The 20783-nt window shown below is 59.0% G+C and carries 20 protein-coding genes; 15 read left to right on the top strand and 5 right to left on the bottom strand.

The window, feature by feature from the left end:
- Window positions 1-7 precede the first annotated feature (7 nt).
- The 12 genes from ACQZ5F_RS10040 to ACQZ5F_RS09985 all read left to right on the top strand — a co-directional run bounded on the left by ACQZ5F_RS10040 (window position 8) and on the right by ACQZ5F_RS09985 (window position 12119).
- Window positions 8-877 carry an IclR family transcriptional regulator gene (locus ACQZ5F_RS10040; RefSeq protein ID WP_309581354.1) on the top strand — a complete coding sequence of 290 codons (870 nt, stop codon included), beginning with the start codon at window positions 8-10 and terminating at the stop codon, window positions 875-877.
- A gap of 208 nt (window positions 878-1085) precedes the next feature.
- Entirely contained in the window at window positions 1086-1826 is a 741-nt protein-coding gene (locus ACQZ5F_RS10035) for a helix-turn-helix transcriptional regulator (protein ID WP_309581355.1), read from the top strand.
- 78 nt (window positions 1827-1904) lie between these two features.
- Window positions 1905-3128, top strand: coding sequence for a CmpA/NrtA family ABC transporter substrate-binding protein (locus ACQZ5F_RS10030; protein WP_309581356.1), 1224 nt, complete (start codon window positions 1905-1907; stop codon window positions 3126-3128).
- Window positions 3129-3257: 129 nt separating this feature from the next.
- A complete protein-coding gene (locus tag ACQZ5F_RS10025; protein ID WP_225339421.1) occupies window positions 3258-4385 on the top strand; it encodes an Mrp/NBP35 family ATP-binding protein in 1128 nt (375 codons plus the stop codon).
- 337 nt (window positions 4386-4722) lie between these two features.
- Window positions 4723-5700 (top strand): magnesium transporter CorA family protein, encoded by a 978-nt coding sequence (locus ACQZ5F_RS10020; RefSeq protein WP_225339420.1) that lies wholly within the window; start codon window positions 4723-4725, stop codon window positions 5698-5700.
- A 15-nt stretch (window positions 5701-5715) separates the two neighbouring features.
- Complete coding sequence (locus ACQZ5F_RS10015) at window positions 5716-7635, top strand: potassium transporter Kup (protein WP_046800710.1); 1920 nt, start codon at window positions 5716-5718, stop codon at window positions 7633-7635.
- Between the two features lie 366 nt (window positions 7636-8001).
- On the top strand, window positions 8002-9165 hold the full coding sequence (locus ACQZ5F_RS10010) for a cell wall hydrolase (RefSeq protein ID WP_175414431.1): 1164 nt from the start codon (window positions 8002-8004) through the stop codon (window positions 9163-9165).
- Between the two features lie 270 nt (window positions 9166-9435).
- Window positions 9436-9801, top strand: coding sequence for an AtpZ/AtpI family protein (locus tag ACQZ5F_RS10005; protein ID WP_046800712.1), 366 nt, complete (start codon window positions 9436-9438; stop codon window positions 9799-9801).
- A gap of 61 nt (window positions 9802-9862) precedes the next feature.
- Complete coding sequence (locus tag ACQZ5F_RS10000; RefSeq protein ID WP_006309767.1) at window positions 9863-10612, top strand: F0F1 ATP synthase subunit A; 750 nt, start codon at window positions 9863-9865, stop codon at window positions 10610-10612.
- A 72-nt stretch (window positions 10613-10684) separates the two neighbouring features.
- Window positions 10685-10912: a F0F1 ATP synthase subunit C gene (locus ACQZ5F_RS09995; RefSeq protein WP_003494147.1), complete on the top strand. Its 228-nt coding sequence runs from the start codon at window positions 10685-10687 to the stop codon at window positions 10910-10912.
- Window positions 10913-10993: 81 nt separating this feature from the next.
- Window positions 10994-11632 (top strand): F0F1 ATP synthase subunit B, encoded by a 639-nt coding sequence (locus tag ACQZ5F_RS09990; RefSeq protein ID WP_046800713.1) that lies wholly within the window; start codon window positions 10994-10996, stop codon window positions 11630-11632.
- Between the two features lies 1 nt (window position 11633).
- Entirely contained in the window at window positions 11634-12119 is a 486-nt protein-coding gene (locus ACQZ5F_RS09985) for a F0F1 ATP synthase subunit B (RefSeq protein WP_046800714.1), read from the top strand.
- A gap of 209 nt (window positions 12120-12328) precedes the next feature.
- On the opposite strand, the gene ACQZ5F_RS09980 is transcribed toward ACQZ5F_RS09985, so the two are convergent.
- Complete coding sequence (locus tag ACQZ5F_RS09980) at window positions 12329-12865, bottom strand: TetR/AcrR family transcriptional regulator (protein ID WP_225339418.1); 537 nt, start codon at window positions 12863-12865, stop codon at window positions 12329-12331.
- Between the two features lie 165 nt (window positions 12866-13030).
- Between ACQZ5F_RS09980 and ACQZ5F_RS09975 the strand changes: the two genes are divergently transcribed.
- Entirely contained in the window at window positions 13031-13939 is a 909-nt protein-coding gene (locus tag ACQZ5F_RS09975) for an SDR family NAD(P)-dependent oxidoreductase (RefSeq protein ID WP_137083620.1), read from the top strand.
- 179 nt (window positions 13940-14118) lie between these two features.
- On the opposite strand, the gene ACQZ5F_RS09970 is transcribed toward ACQZ5F_RS09975, so the two are convergent.
- Together ACQZ5F_RS09970 and ACQZ5F_RS09965 are read right to left on the bottom strand one after the other, a co-directional pair.
- Window positions 14119-14772, bottom strand: a complete 654-nt coding sequence (locus ACQZ5F_RS09970) for a ribonuclease HII (protein ID WP_225245459.1) — start codon at window positions 14770-14772, stop codon at window positions 14119-14121.
- 451 nt (window positions 14773-15223) lie between these two features.
- Window positions 15224-16381, bottom strand: a complete 1158-nt coding sequence (locus ACQZ5F_RS09965; RefSeq protein WP_225339417.1) for a PA0069 family radical SAM protein — start codon at window positions 16379-16381, stop codon at window positions 15224-15226.
- 285 nt (window positions 16382-16666) lie between these two features.
- Here ACQZ5F_RS09965 and ACQZ5F_RS09960 point away from each other — a divergent pair, with 285 nt between their 5' ends.
- Window positions 16667-17185, top strand: coding sequence for a glycosyl transferase (locus ACQZ5F_RS09960; protein WP_225339416.1), 519 nt, complete (start codon window positions 16667-16669; stop codon window positions 17183-17185).
- A 160-nt stretch (window positions 17186-17345) separates the two neighbouring features.
- On the top strand, window positions 17346-18206 hold the full coding sequence (locus ACQZ5F_RS09955) for a glycoside hydrolase family 75 protein (RefSeq protein WP_225339415.1): 861 nt from the start codon (window positions 17346-17348) through the stop codon (window positions 18204-18206).
- A 72-nt stretch (window positions 18207-18278) separates the two neighbouring features.
- Here the strand turns inward: ACQZ5F_RS09955 and ACQZ5F_RS09950 are convergent, their stop codons facing one another.
- A complete protein-coding gene (locus ACQZ5F_RS09950) occupies window positions 18279-19709 on the bottom strand; it encodes an FAD-binding oxidoreductase (protein WP_448730481.1) in 1431 nt (476 codons plus the stop codon).
- Between the two features lie 49 nt (window positions 19710-19758).
- Window positions 19759-20736 carry an L-threonylcarbamoyladenylate synthase gene (locus tag ACQZ5F_RS09945; RefSeq protein ID WP_448730576.1) on the bottom strand — a complete coding sequence of 326 codons (978 nt, stop codon included), beginning with the start codon at window positions 20734-20736 and terminating at the stop codon, window positions 19759-19761.
- Window positions 20737-20783: the final 47 nt, after the last annotated feature.

The raw sequence follows: 20783 nt of genomic DNA, 5'->3' as shown, positions 1-20783 counted from the left end.
CACACTTATGTCAAGGCAGATGACGGTGGATGTTGCCATGCCCGATAATAAAACGCCCAATGCTCAACAGCATGACCCCGTTCCCGGTCGCGCAGGAAAACCGCAAAGTGAGACCGGCACGCTCGGAAAGGCGGTCTCACTTCTGGAACTTATCGCCTTTGCGGAAAAACCGATGCGTTTTACCGATGTGGTCGAGGCTTGCGGCCAGCCGCGCGGCACGGTCCACCGCCAGCTCGCCCACCTCCTTGCCGAAGGCTTGATCGACCATGCCCCCGACCAGACCTATGCTGTCGGCCTGAGGTTGTTGCAATTTGCGGCGAAAGCCTGGAGCGGCAATGATCTGCGCAGTGTCGCTGCCCCGCATCTGGCGGCTCTGCAGGAAATGACGCAGGAATCTGTACATCTCGCCGTTCTGAACGGCGGGCAAGTCACCTATCTCGACAAGATCGAGGGCAGGCACACCCTGCGCATGCATTCGCAGGTCGGCAAGACCTCGCCGGCCTATTGCACGGGTGTTGGCAAGGCGGCGCTGTCCCTGCTGCCTGCTGATGCTCTGGCACACCTGGCTGCCGGGCTGGAGTTCCAACGCTTTACGGAAAACACGATCGCAACGCCGGAAGCGCTGATAAGGGATGTGTCGACCATTCGCGTGCAAGGTTACGGTTTTGACCTTCAGGAACACGAGATCGGCATTCATTGCGCCGCTGCGCCGGTCCACGCGCCGGGACGCAATTTCCATGCGGCGATTTCCGTCACCGGCCCCGCCTATCGGGTGGATGTGGAACAGCTTTACAAATGGGCGCCGCTGGTGCGCGAAACCGCTGATAAAATTTCAGCGGAGCTTGCCTGCCGACTGTCGCCGGTTGCGGATGGTTGAGGAAAAACAGGCGCTGCCCCGTCGATTTTCGCGACCGGGGAGACGGGTTTGACGTCGAATTGCGCGAGTTAAATCTTATTTTCGACTATTCTGAATTAAGTTTTCAACTTTTGTTTGCATGAATCATTTTGGTGAGTAACATCCCCGGCAATTTCCGGGCAAAGGTGGCCTTTGCGGCGGTATTTCTCATTCTCGAAGAACAGCTTTCATGCAGAAAACAGAGACGGCCGCCGTTCAGGCGATTGGTGTTGATTGCGTTCGCGAGATCGCCGGTCTGAACACGCAATTCGACATATTCCGGTTCTTGAAACGGTTGACGGAGGCCTGGGAGTTCAGGGCCTTTATGGTGCTTGACCTGTCATCCGAAATGGCGAGCGAGCTGTCGCAATATACCATCATCACCAGCTGGCCAGCCGAGCTTCTGCAGCGTTACGACGAAGAGGGCATGCTGCAGAACAGCAAAGTGATGGCGCAGTTGAAAAAATCGACGGTGCCCTTTTCCGTCTCCGCGGATTTCCTGGCCGGAGGCAACGAACAGATCGCCAAAAAAAACGTGATCGGCCTTTTCGAGCGATTTGAGATGATCAACTCCATATGGTTTCCCGTTCACGACATCACCACAACCAGGGGCGCGGTGTCGTTCTCCGGCAACAAGACAATTTTGCCGGCAAGCCGGCTGGCGGAACTGTTTTACATTTCAAGCCATGTGTTTGCCCGGCTATCGGAAATCCGTCGTCTCGATCTCCGGGTTCCCGAAAAATTGAGCGAGCGGGAGATCGATTGTCTGAATTGGACGGCGGCCGGCAAGACCAGCGCTGAAATCGCTGAAATCATGGTGTTGTCGGAACATACGATCAATCATTACCTCAACCGCGCGACGAAAAAACTCGACACGGTCAACCGCACCCAGGCCGTGGCCAAGGCGCTGCGGGTCGGTTTGATAAAATAGCGAAATCGTAATTTTATCATTGTGATAAAGCCTTTCCTGGGCGATCCTTCTTTCGAATCACCGGAAAGGAGAAATCGTTTGCCGGAGCGGCATAAGGTAAAAGCGGGATTTTCTCCGACTGTCGATTGCGCCGTGCTGATAGTCGCTGCCGAAAAAGGCTTTGCTGCCGATGAAGGCATAGAACTGCAACTCGTCCGAAAACAATCCGCACGCGCTGTTTTGACTGCGCTTGCCGAGGATGAGGTTCGCATCGCCCATCTGCCCGCTCCGGTGCCGGTCGGTTCCGCAGTCGGCCTCGATGAGCTGCCGGCCGATATTATCGGCGTTTTCACACTTTCCCTGGGCGGATCGGCAACCACTGTTTCGCACGCATTTTACGACGAGCTTTACCGTGAAGGTCTGAAGCTTCCGGACCCTGCGGCCTTCGGGCGAGCCATGGCCCGCGTCTGCGCGGCGCGCCGCGCGGCAGGTAAAAACCCGCCGGTCTTTGCGGTCGAGGATATCGTTTCCACGCCGTTTTATATGTTGCGTTATCTGCTCGGAAGCTGCGGTGTGCTGCTCGGCCGGGACATGGAAATTGTCGAGGCCCTGCCGAAAGCCATGCCCGACCTGCTGGAAAACGGCAAGGTCGATGCGCTCTGTGCCGCCGAACCGGCGGGCAGCGCCGTGGTGCTGGGCGGCGCCGGGCGGATCGTCACCACCGGGGCGCTGATCTGGCAAAATGCGCCGGAAAAGATACTGTCTGTGAAGCGGCAGTGGGCTGAGGAGAACGCCACGCTGCTGGAAGGGCTGTTGCGTGCGCTCTACCGCGCCGGCGAATGGTGCGCCAATTCCGCCAATATCGAGGAACTGACGGGCATCCTCGCCGCCCCTCATTATATGGACGAGAACGGCGAATTCCTGTTGCCGGCGCTGACGGGCTATATCTCCACCTCGCAGAGGGATATGCGGCGTTATCCGGAGTTTTTCGTGACCAGCGCCAAGGCCGCAAATTTTCCGTGGCAGAGCCAGGCGCTTTGGTTCTTCAGCCAGATGTTGCGTTGGGGCGAGGTTCCCGCCGAATGTCGATTCGACGCGGCCGTGGTGGAGGCCGCGCGCAACGGCTATCGGCCGGATATTTTCCGTAAGGCGATGAAGCCGCTTTTCGTGCCGGTGCCGGGCGCCAACCTGAAACTCGAAGGCACGCTCAGGGAACCGGTGCATGTCGGCGCGTCGCGCACGGGCCTCGTCCTCGGCCCGGACTGTTTTTTCGACGGCCGGGTCTTTGACCCGGAAACGCTCGATATGGATGACGAAATCTGAAATGGCAGTGTCGAATCGCCGCTAATCTCTCCTGTTTGCGCTTTGGCATTGGCGAAGCGCTCCCGCTTGTCTATGGATGGCGCGGAAGAGTGCCCATATCCGGCCGGACCACGTATACGGAGTAAGACAATGGCAGACGTCAGCAAGAACCAGGTGGAAAAGGCTCTGGAAGCCGTCATCTATCCCGGCAGCGGCAAAAGCATCGTGGCGCTCGGTATGGTCTCGGAAATCTTCATCGCCGACGCGAAGGCCTATTTTTCGATTACCGTTCCCTCCGACAAGGCCGCCGAGATGGAGCCGCTGCGGCTTGCCGCTGAAAAGGCGGCCAGGGGCGTTACGGGCATTGCCGGCGCCGTGGTCGCGCTGACGGCGGATCGCAAACCCGGCCAGCAGCAACAGCCGCCGCGCCCCGCCGCAGCAACCGGCCGCCCGGCTGCACAGCCGCGCTCCTCCAAGGTGGGCGTGCCGGGTGTCGGCGCCATCATCGCCGTCGCCTCGGGCAAGGGCGGGGTCGGCAAGTCCACGACCGCTGTCAATCTGGCGCTCGGTCTTCAGGCGCTCGGCCTCAGGGTCGGCATGCTCGATGCCGATATTTACGGCCCTTCGCTTCCCAAACTCCTGAAGATTTCCGGCCGCCCGCAGCAGCAGGAAGACCGCATCATCCTTCCCATGGAAAATTACGGGCTGAAGGTCATGTCCATGGGCTTTCTGGTGGATGAGGAAGCGGCAATGATCTGGCGCGGGCCGATGGTGCAGTCCGCCCTGATGCAGATGCTGCGCGAAGTTGCCTGGGGCGAACTCGACGTGCTGGTGCTGGACATGCCGCCCGGCACGGGTGACGCGCAGCTGACCATTGCCCAGCAGGTGCCGCTTGCCGGCGCCGTCATCGTCTCCACACCGCAGGATCTGGCGCTGATCGATGCGCGCAAGGGCATCACCATGTTCCGCAAGGTGGAAGTGCCGTTGCTCGGCGTCATCGAGAATATGAGCTATTTTATCGCGCCGGATACCGGTGCGCGTTACGATATTTTCGGCCATGGCGGGGCAAAGGCCGAAGCCGAGCGGATCGGCGTGCCGTTCCTCGGCGAAGTGCCGCTCACCATTTCCATCCGTGAAATGTCGGATGCCGGCACTCCGGTTGTCGCCGCCGAGCCGGATGGACCGCAGGCAGAGATCTATCGCGATATCGCCGAAAAAGTCTGGGCGCGCATCGGTGCAGGCGAGAGAAAGGCCGCGCCGAAGATCGTTTTCGAATAACGCAACGGCTTCCGGCATAAACCGAAAAGGCGTCTGTCGGTATTAAATAATCTTTTTAAAACAAAGATTGATCGCCAGTATCAGGCAATATTTCTGGATGTGAATATCGAGAAATGCTTCGCCTGCAATGCTGTCGAGAAAAAATATTGCTTGATTGCATCTCGCTTTGGGCGCATACGCCTGCGCCGTTTGGCTCTTGGTCCATCGGGCTGGCGAGATATGAAATCCCGCTCGTTCCGGCGTGCCCTGAAGTGTCGTCCAAAGGTTTGCCGACCGCAAACAGGATATGTTAAGCAGCATTGCGGCTGAAGCTTGCGATGTGGACCGGAGAAGCGGATTGATAAAAGCCTATCGCGCCAATTGCGAGGCAATCAGCCTGTCGCCAGACGACGGCTCCGGACAGATTCCCGACGACATCGTCTGGATCGACATCGTCAATCCCGACAGGGCGGAAGAGCAGCATGTGGAAAAACTGCTGGGGCTCGATCTGCCCACCCGTGAGGATTTGAAGGATATCGAACCCTCCAGCCGCCTGTATATGGAAGACGGCAACGTCTTTATGACTGCCTCTCTGGTGTGGAAGGCGGAATCGGACGATCCGCGCCTCACGGATGTCGCTTTCATTCTTGCCGGCAAACGCCTTGTGACGATCCGTTATGCCGAGCCGAAATCCTTCCACCTCTTCATCGCCGCCATCACCCGCGTGCCGCACGAAATGCGCAGCGGCACGGCCCTGCTTCTGAAGCTGCTGGAAACCATCGTCGACCGCACGGCGGAAATTCTCGAAAATTCGGTCACCGGCATCGACAATCTCGCCGCCGACATTCTCGGCAGCCAGGCACGCTCCAAACGCAAGGCGCCGCGTTATCTCGAAGACCGTCTGACCAACATCGCCGCCTATCACCGGCTGATCTCGAAGGTCCGCGTCAGCCTCGCATCGCTGGCGCGCCTGCAGACCTTCCTGTCCACCAGCGATCAGGCTCGCGGAGACAAGGAAGCGCGGGAACAGGGCAAGTCGATCGGCCGCGATATCCAGTCGCTGAACGAACATGCGGCCTTCGTTTCCGGCAATCTGACATTTCTGCTCGACGCCTCTCTCGGCATCATCAATATCGAGCAGAACGGCATCATCAAGATTTTCTCCATCGCTTCGGTGGTGTTCCTGCCGCCAACGCTGGTGGCCTCGGTTTATGGAATGAACTTTCAGCTCATGCCGGAGTTGAACTGGACATTTGGTTATCCACTCGCGCTCGTCATCATGCTGATGTCCGCAATCATTCCGTTTCTCTTTTTTCGTTGGAAGGGCTGGCTCTAAGGAGCCAGGATCATCATGTCTCAAATCGTCGACAAGGACGTTGCCGAGAAACCGGATGCGGATGACAAGCATCAGAACAAGGGGCTTTACGCCGCCATCCTTGGTTCGATCGGCGTTGTTTACGGCGATATCGGCACCAGCCCGCTTTATGCCTTCCGCGAAGCCCTGCGGCCGATCGCCTATGATGGCGTGACGCGGGAGGAGGTCATCGGCCTCACATCGCTGATGATCTGGGCTTTGACGATCATCGTGACGTTCAAATACATCACGCTGCTTTTGCGCGCCGACAATGACGGCGAGGGCGGCACGCTCTCGCTGCTAGCGCTGCTGATGAAGACGGCGGGTACCCACCGCGGCGTGCTCATCGTGCTCGGCCTCATCGGCGCGGCGCTGTTTCTGGGCGATGCGATGATCACGCCGGCGCTGTCGGTGCTGTCGGCGGTGGAGGGCCTGAAACTCGTCACGCCCGCTATGGACGACTTCATTATTCCGATATCCGTCTGCATTCTCATCGGTCTTTTCGCCATCCAGTCGCATGGCACGGGAACGGTGGCGAAATTCTTCGGGCCGATCACGGCGGTCTGGTTCCTCGTGATGGGTCTCGCCGGCCTCATTCATATCGCGGATGATTTCGGCATTCTCTTTGCCTTCAATCCGTGGCACGCGGTGGAGTTTCTGGCCAATGAAGGCTTTTACGGCATCGTCGTGCTCGGCGCGGTGTTCCTGACGATCACCGGTGCCGAAGCGCTTTATGCCGATCTCGGCCATTTTGGCCGCCGCCCCATCCAGTGGGCATGGTTCTGTCTGGTGTTCCCGGCGCTGACGCTGAATTATCTCGGGCAGGGCGCGCTGGTGCTCAAAGACCCGGCGGCGATGTCCAATCCGTTTTACCTGATGTTCCCGCAATGGGCGATCCTGCCTGCCGTCATTCTCGCCACCGCCGCCACCATCATCGCCAGCCAGGCGGTGATAACAGGCGCGTTTTCGCTGGTGCGTCAGGCCATCCATCTCGGCTACCTGCCGCGCATGGAAATCCTCTTCACCTCGGAAACCAATACCGGGCAGATCTACCTGCCGGCCGTCAACACCATCCTGCTGTTCGGCGTCGTCGCTCTGGTGCTCACCTTCAAGAGTTCCGATGCGCTGGCCACCGCCTACGGTATTTCCGTCACGGGTGCGATGGTCGTCACCAGCTTGATGTTCTTTGAATTCGTGCGCAAACGCTGGCAGTGGTCTGTCTGGCTGGCGCTTGCCGTGTTGGCGCCGCTTCTGCTGCTGGAGCTAATCTTCCTCGGTGCGAACCTGCTGAAGATTCACGACGGCGGCTACGTGCCGGTTCTGCTGGCGATCGCCTTCACGATCATTATGACCACCTGGCAGCGCGGCTCGCGAATCCTCTTTGCCAAGACCCGCCGCAGCGACGTGCCGCTGAAGGCTTTCGTCGCCTCGGTGGAAAAGGAAAGCGCCCATGCGCCGGTGCGTGTGCCCGGCACTGCGATTTTCCTGACTGGCGATCCGGAGGCAGCACCAGCGGCCCTGCTGCATAATCTCAAACACAACCACGTCCTGCATGACAAGAACGTCATCCTGACAATCCGCACCGAGGACCAGCCGCGCGTCCGCCCGGAGAACAGGTACACGCTGACGAAACTCAGTGACCGTTTCGCGGTGGTGGAACTGCATTTCGGCTTCATGGAAACCCAGAATGTCACCCAGGCGCTGGGTTACCTGAGGCGCACCGGCTACAAGTTCGACATCATGTCGACCTCATTTTACCTGGGTCGCCGCAAGCTGGTGCCGGATCCGAAATCGGGCATGCCAGGCTGGCAGAACCGTCTGTTCATCGCCCTTGCCGAAACCGCGGCCGATCCGTCGGACTATTTCCGCCTTCCGGCCAACCGTGTGGTGGAACTGGGTTCTCACGTCGTCGTGTGATGACGCGGGCATGCCTTCAGGTAGCTGAGCGGCCTCCTTCCTTCCGTCATACCGGCCTTGAGCCGGTATCCAGCCAGCCCAAGTCCTTGGGCTGAAAGGGATCTTTACACCGCGCCGACGCGCTTCGGCTGGATTCCGGCTCGAGGCCGGAATGACGGATGTGGAGATGGCCGGCGGGACCGTTATGATCGGCACATGCGAACTCGACTCCACGCCATGCGCATTAGAAGGCGCGCACACATTAACGTGAAGCCACGTCCGCTCGCGGCGTTAACCAAGCATCAAGGTTAATAAGAGATTCTTCAACACCTGTAGCAAATATGGTTGTCGGTGTTCGGAGTGCTGGTTTTGCGTTCGAAAAGTGTAATGCGTCGTCGGTCCTCCGCGTCCCTTCAGGCATGGACCTCCAGATGGGCCTCGCCCGTCGTCTTCGGCCTTGCCGCCTGGCTCGTCTTTCCTTCCCTCGCTGCGCGTGCAGATCTGGCCTCGCTCTTGGCCGGGTTGGACAATGGCGGCGAGCAATGGCGCATGGTGCTGACTGCCTCTCCGGCGGGTTCGGTGCACAATGCCTCGCTCACTTTTAATGATGCGGCGGGCGAGGCGGCGCTGCATGGCAGCGGCATGACCCTGCCAAATGGCAGCAAGGTCGCCTTCGTCACCAACAAGAAGGGCGAGGCCACGACGCCCGACAGCGAGCGTGTCAACCGCGCCGCCAAGAAGGGCCGCATCGTCGCCACCGAAATCATGCAGCCGCCAAAGGCCTTCACCGCCGGCTCCGTCCTTCAACGCACCAGCATGCTGGATATCGAGCCGCTGAAGCGCAAGGACCGCACGGCCTTCGTGAAGCCCAAACGCGGCAAGGATGTTGAACTCGCCTCTTTCTATTTCCGCCGCGATGAAAAGAAGGTGGACAAGAGCGTGTCGCCGATGCTGGCGGAACTCATCACCAACCGTACCCCTGACATTCTCGCCACGGCCTACGCGCCGGCCGCCCCCGATTTTGCCCGCGAATCGCCCTTCGACGCCATTCTCAAAAAGCCCGAGGCCGGCCGTTTCGTGCCGCAGATCAGCCCGGAAGACCACGCCTGGGCGGCGACCCCGCTGCCGGCCGAGGTGTTTTCCGCAGCTGAACAGCAGTGCCTGGCATCCGGCATCTATTTCGAGGCGCGCGGAGAATCGGTCAAGGGACAGGCGGCGGTGGCGCAGGTCATCCTCAACCGTGTGCGTAACCCTACCTATCCGAAAACCATCTGCGGCGTGGTCTATCAGAACAAGGACTGGCGCAACCGCTGCCAGTTTTCCTTCGCCTGCGACAATATAAAGGACCGCGTGAATTCCGAACGCCATTGGAAAATGGCGCGCGAAGTGGCCATGGCCACCACCGCCGGCAAGATCTGGCTGAACGAAGTGGGCTCCGCCACTCATTATCATGCCGTTTATGTTCGCCCGGCCTGGGGCAAGTCCATGAAAAAGGTCGGCCGGATCGGTCTGCACGTGTTTTACCGTACCTATGGTGGCGGCTGGAGCTGATACCACCGCCAATTTGTCGCATTTTGCGTGTCAAAAATGCCGATTCCCTCGCGAAACATCGCCGCCAAACAGTGACTTGGCATCAAGCTATTGTTTTTCAATGATTAATTTGTGCTGAAACAAGCGCCCTCAGTGCCTTGACTAGAGAAGCCCCTAAAACTATGTTGCGCGCGACTTCAGAGCGGGCTGGAACAGGCTTAATCCGTCACCGTTTACAACTCCAAAGGGTTCTGGCATGGCTGGAACGGAGAAAATGGGTGGGATTTTAAGATGACTGGCAACCGTGACGATAGTCTGGACGAGCGTCGCAAACGCCTTGCTGATGAGTTGGCAAAGGTGAAAGCGGAGGATGAGGCGGAAGTGAGGGCGGAGACCAACGCTGCGGAAACCCGGAAGGGTTTTGCGATGGCGGTGAAGCTCTCATCGGAGTTCATTTCGGCCATCGTGGTCGGCGCTATGCTGGGTTATCTTCTGGATTATTTTGTCGGCACGACGCCGTGGGGGATGATCGTTCTTCTTCTTCTCGGTTTCTGCGCAGGCGTATTGAATGTGTTGCGCTCGACGGGCGCGGTGGCCAAGCCGCCGTTGCTGGAGAAGGCGGACAAGCGAGACGAGGGTGGAAAAGGCGGCGTTTAAGCTGTTTTTTCTTGGCAGTTGAGATGCCGCGATGCGCGGCGACAGGTAAAGAGGGCAGCCGGTGGCAAACGATCCGACCCATCAGTTCTTGGTGCAGCCGATCATTCCGATCGAAATTGGCGGCGTCGATTTTTCCTTCACCAATGCGTCGCTTTTCATGGTTGCGACCGTGGCCGCCGCTTCCGGTTTCCTTTATTTCGCAACGTCGAACCGCGGTCTGATCCCGACCCGCATGCAGTCCGTTGCTGAAATGTCCTATGAATTCATCGCCTCCATGCTGCGCGAAGGTGCCGGCAAAAAGGGCATGGTGTTCTTCCCCTTCGTCTTTTCGCTGTTCATGTTCGTGCTGACGGCAAACCTTCTCGGCATGTTCCCGTATTTCTTCACGGTCACCAGCCAGATCATCGTTACCTTTGCGCTCGCCTGCCTCGTCATCGGCACGGTCATCGTTTACGGTTTCTACAAGCACGGCCTGCATTTCTTCGGTATCTTTGCCCCCTCGGGTGTGCCGAAGGCGCTTTTGCCGCTTGTCGCGTCGATTGAAATGATCTCGTTCCTGTCGCGTCCGATCAGCCTTTCGGTTCGTCTCTTCGCGAACATGCTGGCCGGCCACATCACGCTCAAGGTTTTCGCGGGCTTCGTCGCCTCCATGGGTGCGCTCGGCGCGCTTGGCGTCGGCGGCGCTGTCCTGCCTCTCATCATGACGGTCGCAATGACCGCTCTCGAATTTCTCGTTGCCTTCCTGCAGGCTTATGTGTTCGCGGTACTGACTTGCATGTACCTGAACGATGCCGTGCATGGTGGTCACTGAGAAGTAAAGTCGCTGGCCCCGGTAACGGGTGTCAAGAATAGCCGCAACAACCAATATCTCAAGGAGTCTCACATGGAAGCGGAAGCAGCAAAGTACATCGGCGCAGGTCTCGCATGCCTCGGCATGGCTGGTACGTCCCTCGCACTCGGCCGTATCTTCGGTGATTACCTGTCCGGCGCACTGCGCAACCCCTCTGCTGCCGACAGCCAGTTCGGCCGTCTGGTATTCGGCTTCGCCGTTACGGAAGCTCTGGGCATCTTCTCGCTGCTCGTTGCTCTCCTTCTCCTGTTCGCTGTCTGATAACGGCATCAGGTCTGGATCACGGCTCGCGCTGATGGCGTGCCGTGATCCTTCGCATTTGCAGTCCCCCTGGAGGTGAGCATGTTCGTGACCGAGGCTTATGCCCAGTCAGCACCGACCGTAGGTGAAACGCATACGGAAACTCCGGCTGTCGGCCAGCCGCAACCGGAAGCCACGCACACGGAAACCGGTGTAGCGCATGGTTCCGAAGGTGCTTCCGGCGTATTCCCGCCGTTCGACCAGTCTACTTATGCATCGCAGGTCCTTTGGCTGGCGATCACGTTCGGCCTTTTCTATCTGCTGATGCAGAAGGTCATCGTTCCGCGCGTCGGCGGCATTCTCGAAAACCGTCATGGACGCATCGCACAGGATCTCGACGAAGCGGCACGGCTGAAAACCGAAGCCGACGCAGCCGTCGAAACCTATGAAAAAGAACTCGCGGCAGCCCGCGCCAAGGCAAGCTCGATCGGCTCCGCGGCACGTGACGCCGCCAAGGCCAAGGCCGATGCCGACCGCGCCGCTATCGAGGCAGGACTTGCTGAAAAGCTTGCTGCCGCCGAAAAGCGCATTGCGGGCATCAGGGACCAGGCTTTCGCCGATGTCGGCGCCATTGCCGAGGAAACCGCGACCGCGATCGTCGACCAGCTGGTGGGCGCCAAGGTCAAGGATACCGACGTCAAGGCTGCCATTGCCGCCGCTTCGAACGTGAAGGGAGCCTGACATGGCATTTGATGCATCATTTTTCGCTCTTGTCGGTCTCGTCCTTTTCTTCGTCCTGATCGCCTATCTCAAGGTTCCGGGCATGCTCTCCAAGTCTCTGGACGAGCGCGCCCAGAACATTCAGGACGAGCTGGCCGAAGCCAAGCGCCTGCGTGAAGAGGCCCAGCACCTGCTGGCCGAATATCAGCGCAAGCGTAAGGAAGCAGAAGCCGAAGCCGCCGGCATTGTTGCCGCCGCTGAGCGCGAAGCCGCTGCGCTGACGGAAGAAGCCAAGCAGAAGACGGAAGAATTCGTCGCTCGCCGCACGGCCCTTTCGGAACAGAAGATCAAGCAGGCCGAAGAAGACGCCATCGGCGCCGTCCGCGCCGCCGCCGTTGATATCGCCATTGCCGCTTCCGAGAAGCTCATTGCCGAAAAGACGACTGCCGCCGCAAAGGCCAAGCTTTTCTCCGCCACGATCGGCGAAGTGAAGTCGAAGCTGAACTAAGTTCATCATCGGACTATCAAAAACCCCTCCGGCGTGAGCCGTGAGGGGTTTTTTGTTTGAGGTGGTGAAGCCGCTTCGAGACATGACATTGTCTGTTCATCGGGAATGCGGCAGTTTTCCGAGGGGTATTCTTCGACCGCAGCGGCTGGGTTGGGTTCGATTGCGCTTCCGCTTTTCGCCAAGAAGGGGACATTCGGACAAACGGCGGACTAGATGAAGCGGTCGATGAGCAGTTTGATCCGCGCGCGGAGTGTGGGTACATCCGGCTCGTCGCCAATCTGGCCATCCAAGGCGAAAAGGAAGACCTCCGCCGATGTCCCGTCACCTATCAGCGCCTCGAAGCTTTCCAAGGCGACCATGCGATGGAGGGCGTCAATTTCGGGATCGAGGCGTTCGCAAACCGCGTAGAACTCCCCAGCCATAGGTGCGCCGATCATGTCGGCCCACGGCTCTATCATCATAATCCGGCAGACTTCGAATAGACGCTCCCGGGGCGTCCCCACACCCTCTACCGCCTGGCGTGCGGCAGGGTGCCGGGATATTAGCCAGTGCCGGAACACGGCGGTGTAGATGTCTTCTTTGTCGGTGAACGTTTTGTAAAGCAGTGTCCGCGAGATGTTGGCGCGCTTTGCGATGTCATCGAGTGAGGTTTTCGCATAGCCGAAATTCAGGAAGCACCAACGTGCCGCCAACAGGATGTTGTCGCGGCGCTGTGCCGCTTCTTCTGGGGTGATCTTCGATGCCATAACGTTTCGTGACAAAATTCGTGTTTTTTGTCAATCAAGCCGAGTAACGAGCTTGTGTTGTTTAAGTTATCAATCTATTTTGACAAAAAATACAAAAACCGTCATAATGTTAATTCGTACAGGTTGCGAATGGCGATAACTCAATTGAAATGAAGGCTATCAATCATGACCTCGAAATGGACACCTGCGGAAATCCCATCGCAGAAAGGCAAAAGAATTATTGTGACTGGCGCAAACAGCGGTATCGGTTGGTACACTGCCTTGGAACTGGCACGTGCCGGCAGCCAGGTCACTATTGCCTCCCGCAGTGCCGACAAAGGCGAAGATGCTGCTGGTCGTATCAGGGTGATTTTACCGCATGCGGACATTCGTACAGGAATCTTAAATCTGTCTGATCCCGCGTCCGTGACGGCGTTTGCCAACACTTGGCTCGCCGATGGGGATGCGCTGGATATGCTGATTAATAATGCGGGTGTAATGGGTTTGCCGAAGCGGGAGATGAGCGTTGATGGCCATGAACTTCAGGTCGCAACTAACGTGTTGGGGCCCTATAGACTGACTGGCCTGCTCCTACCTTCCCTATTGCAAGCATCCGACCCCCGCGTGGTTACAGTCGCGTCGAACACGCACAAGATGTTCAAGCCCGGTCCGATCACCGACTTTGAGGCCAAGGCAAAATATGCTCCGATGCAGGTCTATGCCAGAACCAAGCTCGCTAACATCTTGTTTGCCCGTGAACTGCAGAAACGTGCTGGCAACCGCCTGCTTTCCACAATAGCCCATCCGGGCGGCGCCCGGACGAACCTTTTCGCCGCCACGACTCTAAGTACGAAGATCGCAGGCATTCTCACCTATCCATTGCTGCAAGATGCAGCGCATGGCGCCTGGCCGACCCTAATGGCTGCAACGCTGCCGAATGCTCGCCCCGGCGGCTACTATGGCCCAAGTGCACTGTTTGAGTTACGTGGAAGTCCCAAGGAAACGACGACGGCACCTTACGCCGATGATCCGGCCGCAGCACGAGAGCTGTTCAATGATCTGGAGCGTATTACCGGCTTCCGCTACGATCTCTGAAAGAACTTGCGATAAAAAATCCCCAGTGCGGTCATCTAGTCTGCATGCTCGCCGAAAGTGTCAACGGGCGAGCTTTCCCCATGCAGTTTTGGCGTTGAGCTATCACGGGGCGTCACCCGCAAGGTGTTGGAGCGCCATGGAGCTAAAAATCGTCCGATTACGACGAGTGGACGACGCAATCAATCCCGCTTCAGCGGCCGGAAACTCATCCTGTGCAGCGGGCAGGGCCCATGGCTTTCAATGGCACGCAGATGTGCGGGTGTGCCGTAACCGGCATGGCCTTCGAAGCCATAGGACGAATGTACCGCACCGGCGCGTTCCATCATCCGGTCGCGGGTCACCTTGGCGACGATCGAGGCGGCGGCGATGGAGAGGGAGCGGGAGTCGCCCTTGATGACGGCCCTGGCTTCGCAGGTTATGCCGGGCGGCCTGTCGCGGCCGTCGGCGAGCACAAGGGCGGGGCAGGTTTCGAGGCCGAGCACGGCGCGGCGCATGGCGTCGAGGCTGGCGCGCAGGATATTCATGCTGTCGATCAGGCCGGGGCCGGAGGAAGCGACCGATACGATCGATGTTTCCATGATCTGTACGAAGAGGCTTTCCCGCTTCAGCCTCGTCAGCTTCTTGGAATCGTCCATACCCTTGGGAATATTGTCCGGATCGAGAATGACGGCTGCCGCAACGACTGGGCCGGCAAGCGGCCCGCGGCCTGCTTCATCCGTGCCTGCCACGGGCCAGAGACCATTCTTTTTTGCCTCAAGCTCGAAGGAAAAATCCGGGCCGGTATCGGCAAGATCGAAGAGGGCAGGAGAATCGGGTGGTGTACGGCGTTTCATGCGGCGAAACTTGCACACACACCCGATCTCCTGCAAGCCCCCGGAGGCGGGCGATGACAGGCAGGGTGAGCCGGGTCGAGGGGGCGTGGCTCACTATGCCCTTGAGGTCATCATGACCTTCGATCCTCCAGCGGGGCGGCGGAGGAAAAGCGATCGCACGCGAGGCGGCGGTTCCGGGGGGCGATGACCGGCGGACCAGGGAAAACCCGCCGGGCATTTCGTCGAGAGCAACGAGACGAGGTGGTTGCTCCTTATCGTTTTGGATTCAATCTATTTTCGGCTTGCCGAGCCTCAAATTATTGACGACCTATCCTTCAAACTCGACGTCATCCTCGGGCTCGACCCGAGGATCCACAACCCGTCGAACGATGGATCCCCGGGTCGAGCCCGAGGATGAGGTTGAGTGTATTTCGGACATTCATCACCCCAAGCCACTTCCTGCCTTTGCTTCTCAAAGCAGCGACAATTGCACCCCCGCACCGCCCGGCGGCACGAAGAGATCGTCGCGCAGATGAATGCCGCGGCGGATGAGGCCAAGCCGCTTCGTCGCCATCTCGAAACGCCTGCCGATCTGCCAGGCGTAAGGACCGGCGCCCTTCATGCGTTTTCCGAACTCCGCATCATAATCCTTGCCGTCGCGCATGGAGCGCACCAGTGACATGACGTGACGGTAGCGGTCCGGATAGTTGCGCAGCAGCCAGTCGCGGAAGAGCGGGCTCACCTCCAGCGGCAGGCGTAGCAGCACGTAAGACGCTTCGGTCGCACCGGCTGCCTTGCCGGCTTCCAGAATCCGTTCGATTTCATGATCGTTGAGTGCCGGGATGACAGGCGCCATCATCACGGCAACCGGAATACCCGCCCCCGTCAGCGCCTTGACCGCTTCCAGCCGCTTCTCCGGCGTGGCGGCGCGTGGCTCCATGTTGCGCGAGAGCTTGCGATCCAGCGTCGTCACGGAAATGCCGACCTTGGCGAGACCCTTTTTGGCCATGGGCGCCAGAATGTCGATATCCCGCTTGATCAGCGCCGATTTGGTGACGATGGCGACGGGATGGTCGGCCTTGGCCAGCACTTCCAGTATCTGCCGCATGATGCGCCATTCACGCTCGATTGGCTGATAAGGGTCGGTATTGGTGCCGATGGCGATCACCCGCGGCTTGTAACCCGGTTTTGCCAGCTCGCGTTCCAGAAGCTTCGCCGCATCCGGCTTGGCAAACAGCTTCGATTCGAAATCCAGCCCGGCCGAAAGACCCATATAGCTGTGCGTAGGCCTTGCGAAACAATAGATGCAGCCATGTTCGCAGCCGCGATAGGGGTTGATGGAGCGGTCGAACGGGATATCGGGCGATTCGTTGCGGGTGATGATGCTGCGCGGCTTTTCCACCTGCACCTCGGTGCGGAATTCCGGCATGTCTTCGAGCGTCTGCCAGCCATCGTCGAAAACCTCGCGCTGCAGGGCCTCGAAGCGTCCATCCGGATTGATCCCGGCGCCACGGCCGCGACGACGGTCGATCTCGATCCGCAGGCCCGATGCATCGGCCAGCGCGTTGGCAATATCTGGCATATGGCTCGGCTGGAAGGCAGCCTGCCCCGAAAGCGTATGGTTTCTCATCTGGATGCTCCCGAGCGCCGCGCGCCTGAAGGCCCGCCAAACACCCTAAACCGTTTCCGTTCAAACAGGCTTTCATCACCTCTTCGATGATTAAATTCCTAACGCAGAAATGAGAACAATACAAGAACAAAAAACGCAGAACTGATCTTTGTCCACATCCATGCAGGGAAAGGTTGGGGGAGTGATTTCGCCGCGAAGCGGGGTGCCGATCCGCACTGCGAATGGCAGATTTTACCGTGAAGGGCATAGTGGCAATTTATTGTGCGATGCGTTAGAGCTATGCATATGTTGACAGTCATAATGGAATGCCGGGATCAGGAACCGGAGCTGGCGCATACCTTGTCTGCGCTTGTAACCGGTGCCGTGGAAGGGCTTGTAAGCGATGTGGTGATCCTCGATCACGGCTCGCGCGATGGATCGTCGCGTGTCGCCGATGCCGCCGGCTGCCGCTTTTATGGGCAATGGGACATTGAAGATGTCATGCGCTCTGCGCGCGGACAGTGGATATTGCTGGTGGAGCCAGGTGCGCGGCCGCAAAGCGGCTGGATTGAGGAAATATTGGAATATGTGACGATATGTGCGGAGCCGGCGCGGTTTTCGCCCTCCCGTTACCACAAGCGTCCATTCTTCAGCCGAATCATGCGTCGCTCGCCGCCGCTGGAATATGGTTACCTGATGCCGAAGAAACATGCGGTGGCGATTGCGAAATCCGGCATGGGCCTGACGCAGTTCGTCCATGCGCAAAAGCCGCGCCGCCTGAATGCGGAGCTGCTTCCCGCCTGGACCGCCCGGCCGTCGGGCTAGCCCGTAATCCTGAAGCTGCTTGAAGACTAATTCTGAAGAATTGAAGATTTAAACGGGCTGAAATGCAGCTGAGACACCCGATTCTGTCCCTGAAAAAGACTGGACTCGACTTCTGCATGAATAAATGCAACCTATACATGTTTTGTAGGGGGAGGGTTGCATGTCACACGGATTTTTCAGGTCGAATTCTTCCAGGATGCACGCTGTCTTTTGCGCTGCCACACTATTGGCGCTGCCAACGACAGCCTTGTCTCAGGCCATGTGTGGAACGGGAGGTGTCGTTTTTTCCACAAAGGAACTCAAGGTCGATGCGGATGGGGCGCCCAACTCTTATCTCGTGAATGGGGAGGGGCTGTCTTATACCTGCGACGGCATGACGGCCGTGGGTTCAACACCCGATACGGACCCCAAGGGATGGCAAAAAAAATGCCAGAATGCCTGGAAGAAAGCCGTTGCCACGGGTGATTATTCGAAGGTCAGGATTTTCGGCTTTTCGAAAGATGAGAACAATAAGCCGATAATTCAAAAAGCCGGCGATCCCTTGCCCGGCAAGGCTTTTATCACCGAAACATCTGTTTCAGTTCCGGATGGACCGGCGGGGACACAAAGGCATTGGGTCGATGCCACCGAAATTCCCTATGTTGTTTTGTCCAGCAGCTTCGTGAGGAAATATGGCGTGAAGGACGGCGATATCGCCGTGGTCTATCGCCCGGCGACCAAGCGCTTCGCGTACGGGGTTTATGGTGACGGCGGCAAGCTCGGTGAGGCCTCCGTGCGCTTCCACCAGGATATCGGCAACAATCCGCTTGTGGACAGGGGTGGCGTTCTGAGAGCGAAATCGGGCATTGCCGACGAACGCAAAAATAAAGATCCGATCCCGGTTATTACGGTGGTGTTTCCCGGAAAGACGTCCCATCCGACCGTTGACGCTAAAAAATGGCGGGCTGAAATTGCGGCAATGGGAAAAACGCATTTCGACAATTGGGGCGGTCTTCAGAAATTGATCGAATGCGCCCGTTAGTTTGAGCCGGCCCTGTCGTCACGAAAAGCGGGCGGCCAAAACCGCCCGCATCAGTCTTCCTGAAAGCCCAACCTAGCCAGCGGCAAGCACCTTGCCGGGGTTCATGATGCCGGCCGGGTCAAAGGCGTGCTTGATGCGCCGCATCAGGTCCATTTCGATGCCGGGCCGAATGGCGGCCAGTTCGTCGCGTTTCAGCTGGCCAATGCCATGTTCGGCGGAAATGGAGCCGCCGAGCGTCAGCACGATACCATGGACGATCTCGTTCATGTCTCGCCAGCGACCAAGAAATTCGGCCTTGTCGGCACCAACAGGCTGGGAAATATTGTAGTGGATGTTGCCATCGCCAAGATGGCCGAAGGCGCAGACGCGGGCGCCGGGAATAGCGGCAATCACCGCCTTTTCCGCCGTCGCCATGAATTCCGGAATTTTCGAGACCGGAACAGAAACGTCATGCTTGATCGAGCCGCCTTCCGGCTTTTGCGCATCCGACATGCTTTCACGCATGTGCCACAGCGCCTGTCGCTGGGCTTCTGACGCCGCGATCACCGCATCCTGAACGAACCCTGCCTCAAAACCGCGCTCCAGCAGCGATTGCATCATCGTCTCGGCTGTCTCCGCCGAATCGGAGGTGGATATATCGATGAGCGCGTACCAGTCATGCGGCGTTTGCAGCGGGTCGCGCACACCGGGAATATGTTTCGTAGTGAATTCGACGCCGATGCGCGGCATGAGTTCGAAGCCGGTCAGGGCCGTACCGCAGAGGTTCGAGGCCATTTCGAACAGCTTCAATGCGTCTTCGGTGGAGCCGAGCCCGGCAAAAGCCACCTGATGGCCGAGCGGCTTCGGGAACAGCTTCAGCACCGCGCCGGTGATGACGCCGAGCGTGCCTTCCGAACCGATGAGGAGATCGCGCAGATCGTAACCCGTATTGTCTTTTTTCAGCCGGCGCAGCCCGTTCCAGATTTCGCCGGTTGGCAGGACGACTTCAAGCCCGAGGCAGAGCTGGCGCATATTGCCATAAGCGAGAACAGCCGTGCCGCCGGCATTGGTGGCGAGATTGCCGCCGATGCGGCAGGAGCCTTGCGAGCCGAGCGACAGCGGGAACATCCGTTCCACCGTCTCCGCTGCCTTGTGGATGTCATCGAGAATGCAGCCGGCATCGGCGACGATGACATTGGCGACCGGATCGATATCGCGGATGCGGTTCATGCGCTCCAGCGACAGGATGATGTCGGTGCCTTCCGCCCGGGGTGTCTGGCCGCCGACAAGGCCGGTATTGCCGGTCTGCGGCACGATTGGTGTGCCGGTCTCGCTGGCGAGCTTAAGGATGGCGGCAACTTCTTCTACCGAACCGGGTTTGACGAGCAGCGGCGAGGCGCCGCGATAAAGCCCGCGATTTTCCACCAGACGCAGCGCCATTTCCGCCGGGTCGCGCACCGCATTTTTCTCGCCGACAATGGCGGTGAAGCGGTCGAGGATGTCGGAGGAGGGGATGGCGGTCATGGGTGTCTCGCTGTCTTTTGAAGCATGGGCGAAAAGGGGTTAAGTGCCGTCAGCCTCTCGGTGCGGCGGCGCGGGAAAGGCGGTCGTTGATCGCCTCTCCGAGACCATGTGTGGGAATGGCGGTGATGGCGATGGTGTTCGCGCCGGTCGCATCGGCGGCTTTGAGATAATCGAACAGATTGGCGGCGGCCTCGGCAAGATTGCCAGCGGGGCTGAGATCGAAAACGGCGCGGGCCGCTTCTTCACCCTTAATCGTGACGCTGCCGAAACGGATCAGCGCTTCGTTCGGCAAAACAGATGTGGCGCCGAGGCGCACGGATGCACCGGGCGCATAGTGCGACGCCAGCATTCCGGGCGCTTCAATCGCGGCAGAGGCTTTTTCGGGCCGTTCCAGCCGCAGGCCGGCAATGGTCTCTATGTCCTCGGTGACGATGCCGCCGGGGCGAAGCAGCCGTACGCGACCATCCTCGTCCACCTTGACGATGGTGGATTCGACGCCGACCGAGGCGGCCCCGCCATCGAGAATGAGATTGATCTTCCGGCCGAGATCGGCCTCCACATGGGCGGCACTTGTTGGGCTGATCTTGCCGGAACTATTGGCGCTCGGGGCGGCCAGCGGCCTGTCGAACCGGCGGATCAGATCACCGGCAAAACCCTGCGGCACGCGGATGCCGACCGTATCAAGCCCGGCCGTTGCCAGCGAATGAATGCCGCTTTCCGGTCTCAGCGGCAGAACCAGCGTCAGCGGGCCGGGCCAGAAGGCCTGCGCAAGCTTCAGCGAAATGGGGTCCAAAACCGCATAACGTTCGGCCATGGCAATATCGGCCACATGGCAGATCAACGGATTGAACTGCGGCCGGCCTTTCGTCTCGTAAATGCGGGTGATGGCCGCCGGATTGGTCGCATCGGCGGCAAGGCCGTAGACGGTTTCCGTCGGCAGGGCGATGGGCTGGCCGTCCGCAAGCTCCGCTACGGCGGCCTGCAACGCGGTTTCCCGCTCATTTTCGATGTTGATATGACGCGCCATGATGCTGCCTTTCAGCGCGCTCAATAGCGTATTTCGGGCCCGGATGG

Source organism: Agrobacterium sp. 22-210-1, from assembly GCF_053522525.1.
Note: the sequence above shows the minus strand (reverse complement) of the source record. Positions and strands in the feature narration are given on the sequence as shown.

Bases quoted from the DNA above. Each gene is read 5' to 3' on its own strand.
- ACQZ5F_RS09955 (WP_225339415.1), top strand. From the start codon at position 17,346: ATGTCACACGGATTTTTCAGGTCGAATTCTTCCAGGATGCACGCTGTC.
- ACQZ5F_RS09965 (WP_225339417.1), bottom strand. From the start codon at position 16,381: ATGAGAAACCATACGCTTTCGGGGCAGGCTGCCTTCCAGCCGAGCCAT.
- ACQZ5F_RS09985 (WP_046800714.1), top strand. From the start codon at position 11,634: ATGGCATTTGATGCATCATTTTTCGCTCTTGTCGGTCTCGTCCTTTTC.
- ACQZ5F_RS10005 (WP_046800712.1), top strand. From the start codon at position 9,436: ATGACTGGCAACCGTGACGATAGTCTGGACGAGCGTCGCAAACGCCTT.
- ACQZ5F_RS09960 (WP_225339416.1), top strand. From the start codon at position 16,667: ATGTTGACAGTCATAATGGAATGCCGGGATCAGGAACCGGAGCTGGCG.
- ACQZ5F_RS09945 (WP_448730576.1), bottom strand. From the start codon at position 20,736: ATGGCGCGTCATATCAACATCGAAAATGAGCGGGAAACCGCGTTGCAG.
- ACQZ5F_RS10015 (WP_046800710.1), top strand. From the start codon at position 5,716: ATGTCTCAAATCGTCGACAAGGACGTTGCCGAGAAACCGGATGCGGAT.
- ACQZ5F_RS09950 (WP_448730481.1), bottom strand. From the start codon at position 19,709: ATGACCGCCATCCCCTCCTCCGACATCCTCGACCGCTTCACCGCCATT.
- ACQZ5F_RS09995 (WP_003494147.1), top strand. From the start codon at position 10,685: ATGGAAGCGGAAGCAGCAAAGTACATCGGCGCAGGTCTCGCATGCCTC.
- ACQZ5F_RS09980 (WP_225339418.1), bottom strand. From the start codon at position 12,865: ATGGCATCGAAGATCACCCCAGAAGAAGCGGCACAGCGCCGCGACAAC.
- ACQZ5F_RS09990 (WP_046800713.1), top strand. From the start codon at position 10,994: ATGTTCGTGACCGAGGCTTATGCCCAGTCAGCACCGACCGTAGGTGAA.
- ACQZ5F_RS10010 (WP_175414431.1), top strand. From the start codon at position 8,002: ATGCGTCGTCGGTCCTCCGCGTCCCTTCAGGCATGGACCTCCAGATGG.
- ACQZ5F_RS09975 (WP_137083620.1), top strand. From the start codon at position 13,031: ATGACCTCGAAATGGACACCTGCGGAAATCCCATCGCAGAAAGGCAAA.
- ACQZ5F_RS10025 (WP_225339421.1), top strand. From the start codon at position 3,258: ATGGCAGACGTCAGCAAGAACCAGGTGGAAAAGGCTCTGGAAGCCGTC.
- ACQZ5F_RS09970 (WP_225245459.1), bottom strand. From the start codon at position 14,772: ATGAAACGCCGTACACCACCCGATTCTCCTGCCCTCTTCGATCTTGCC.
- ACQZ5F_RS10040 (WP_309581354.1), top strand. From the start codon at position 8: ATGTCAAGGCAGATGACGGTGGATGTTGCCATGCCCGATAATAAAACG.
- ACQZ5F_RS10035 (WP_309581355.1), top strand. From the start codon at position 1,086: ATGCAGAAAACAGAGACGGCCGCCGTTCAGGCGATTGGTGTTGATTGC.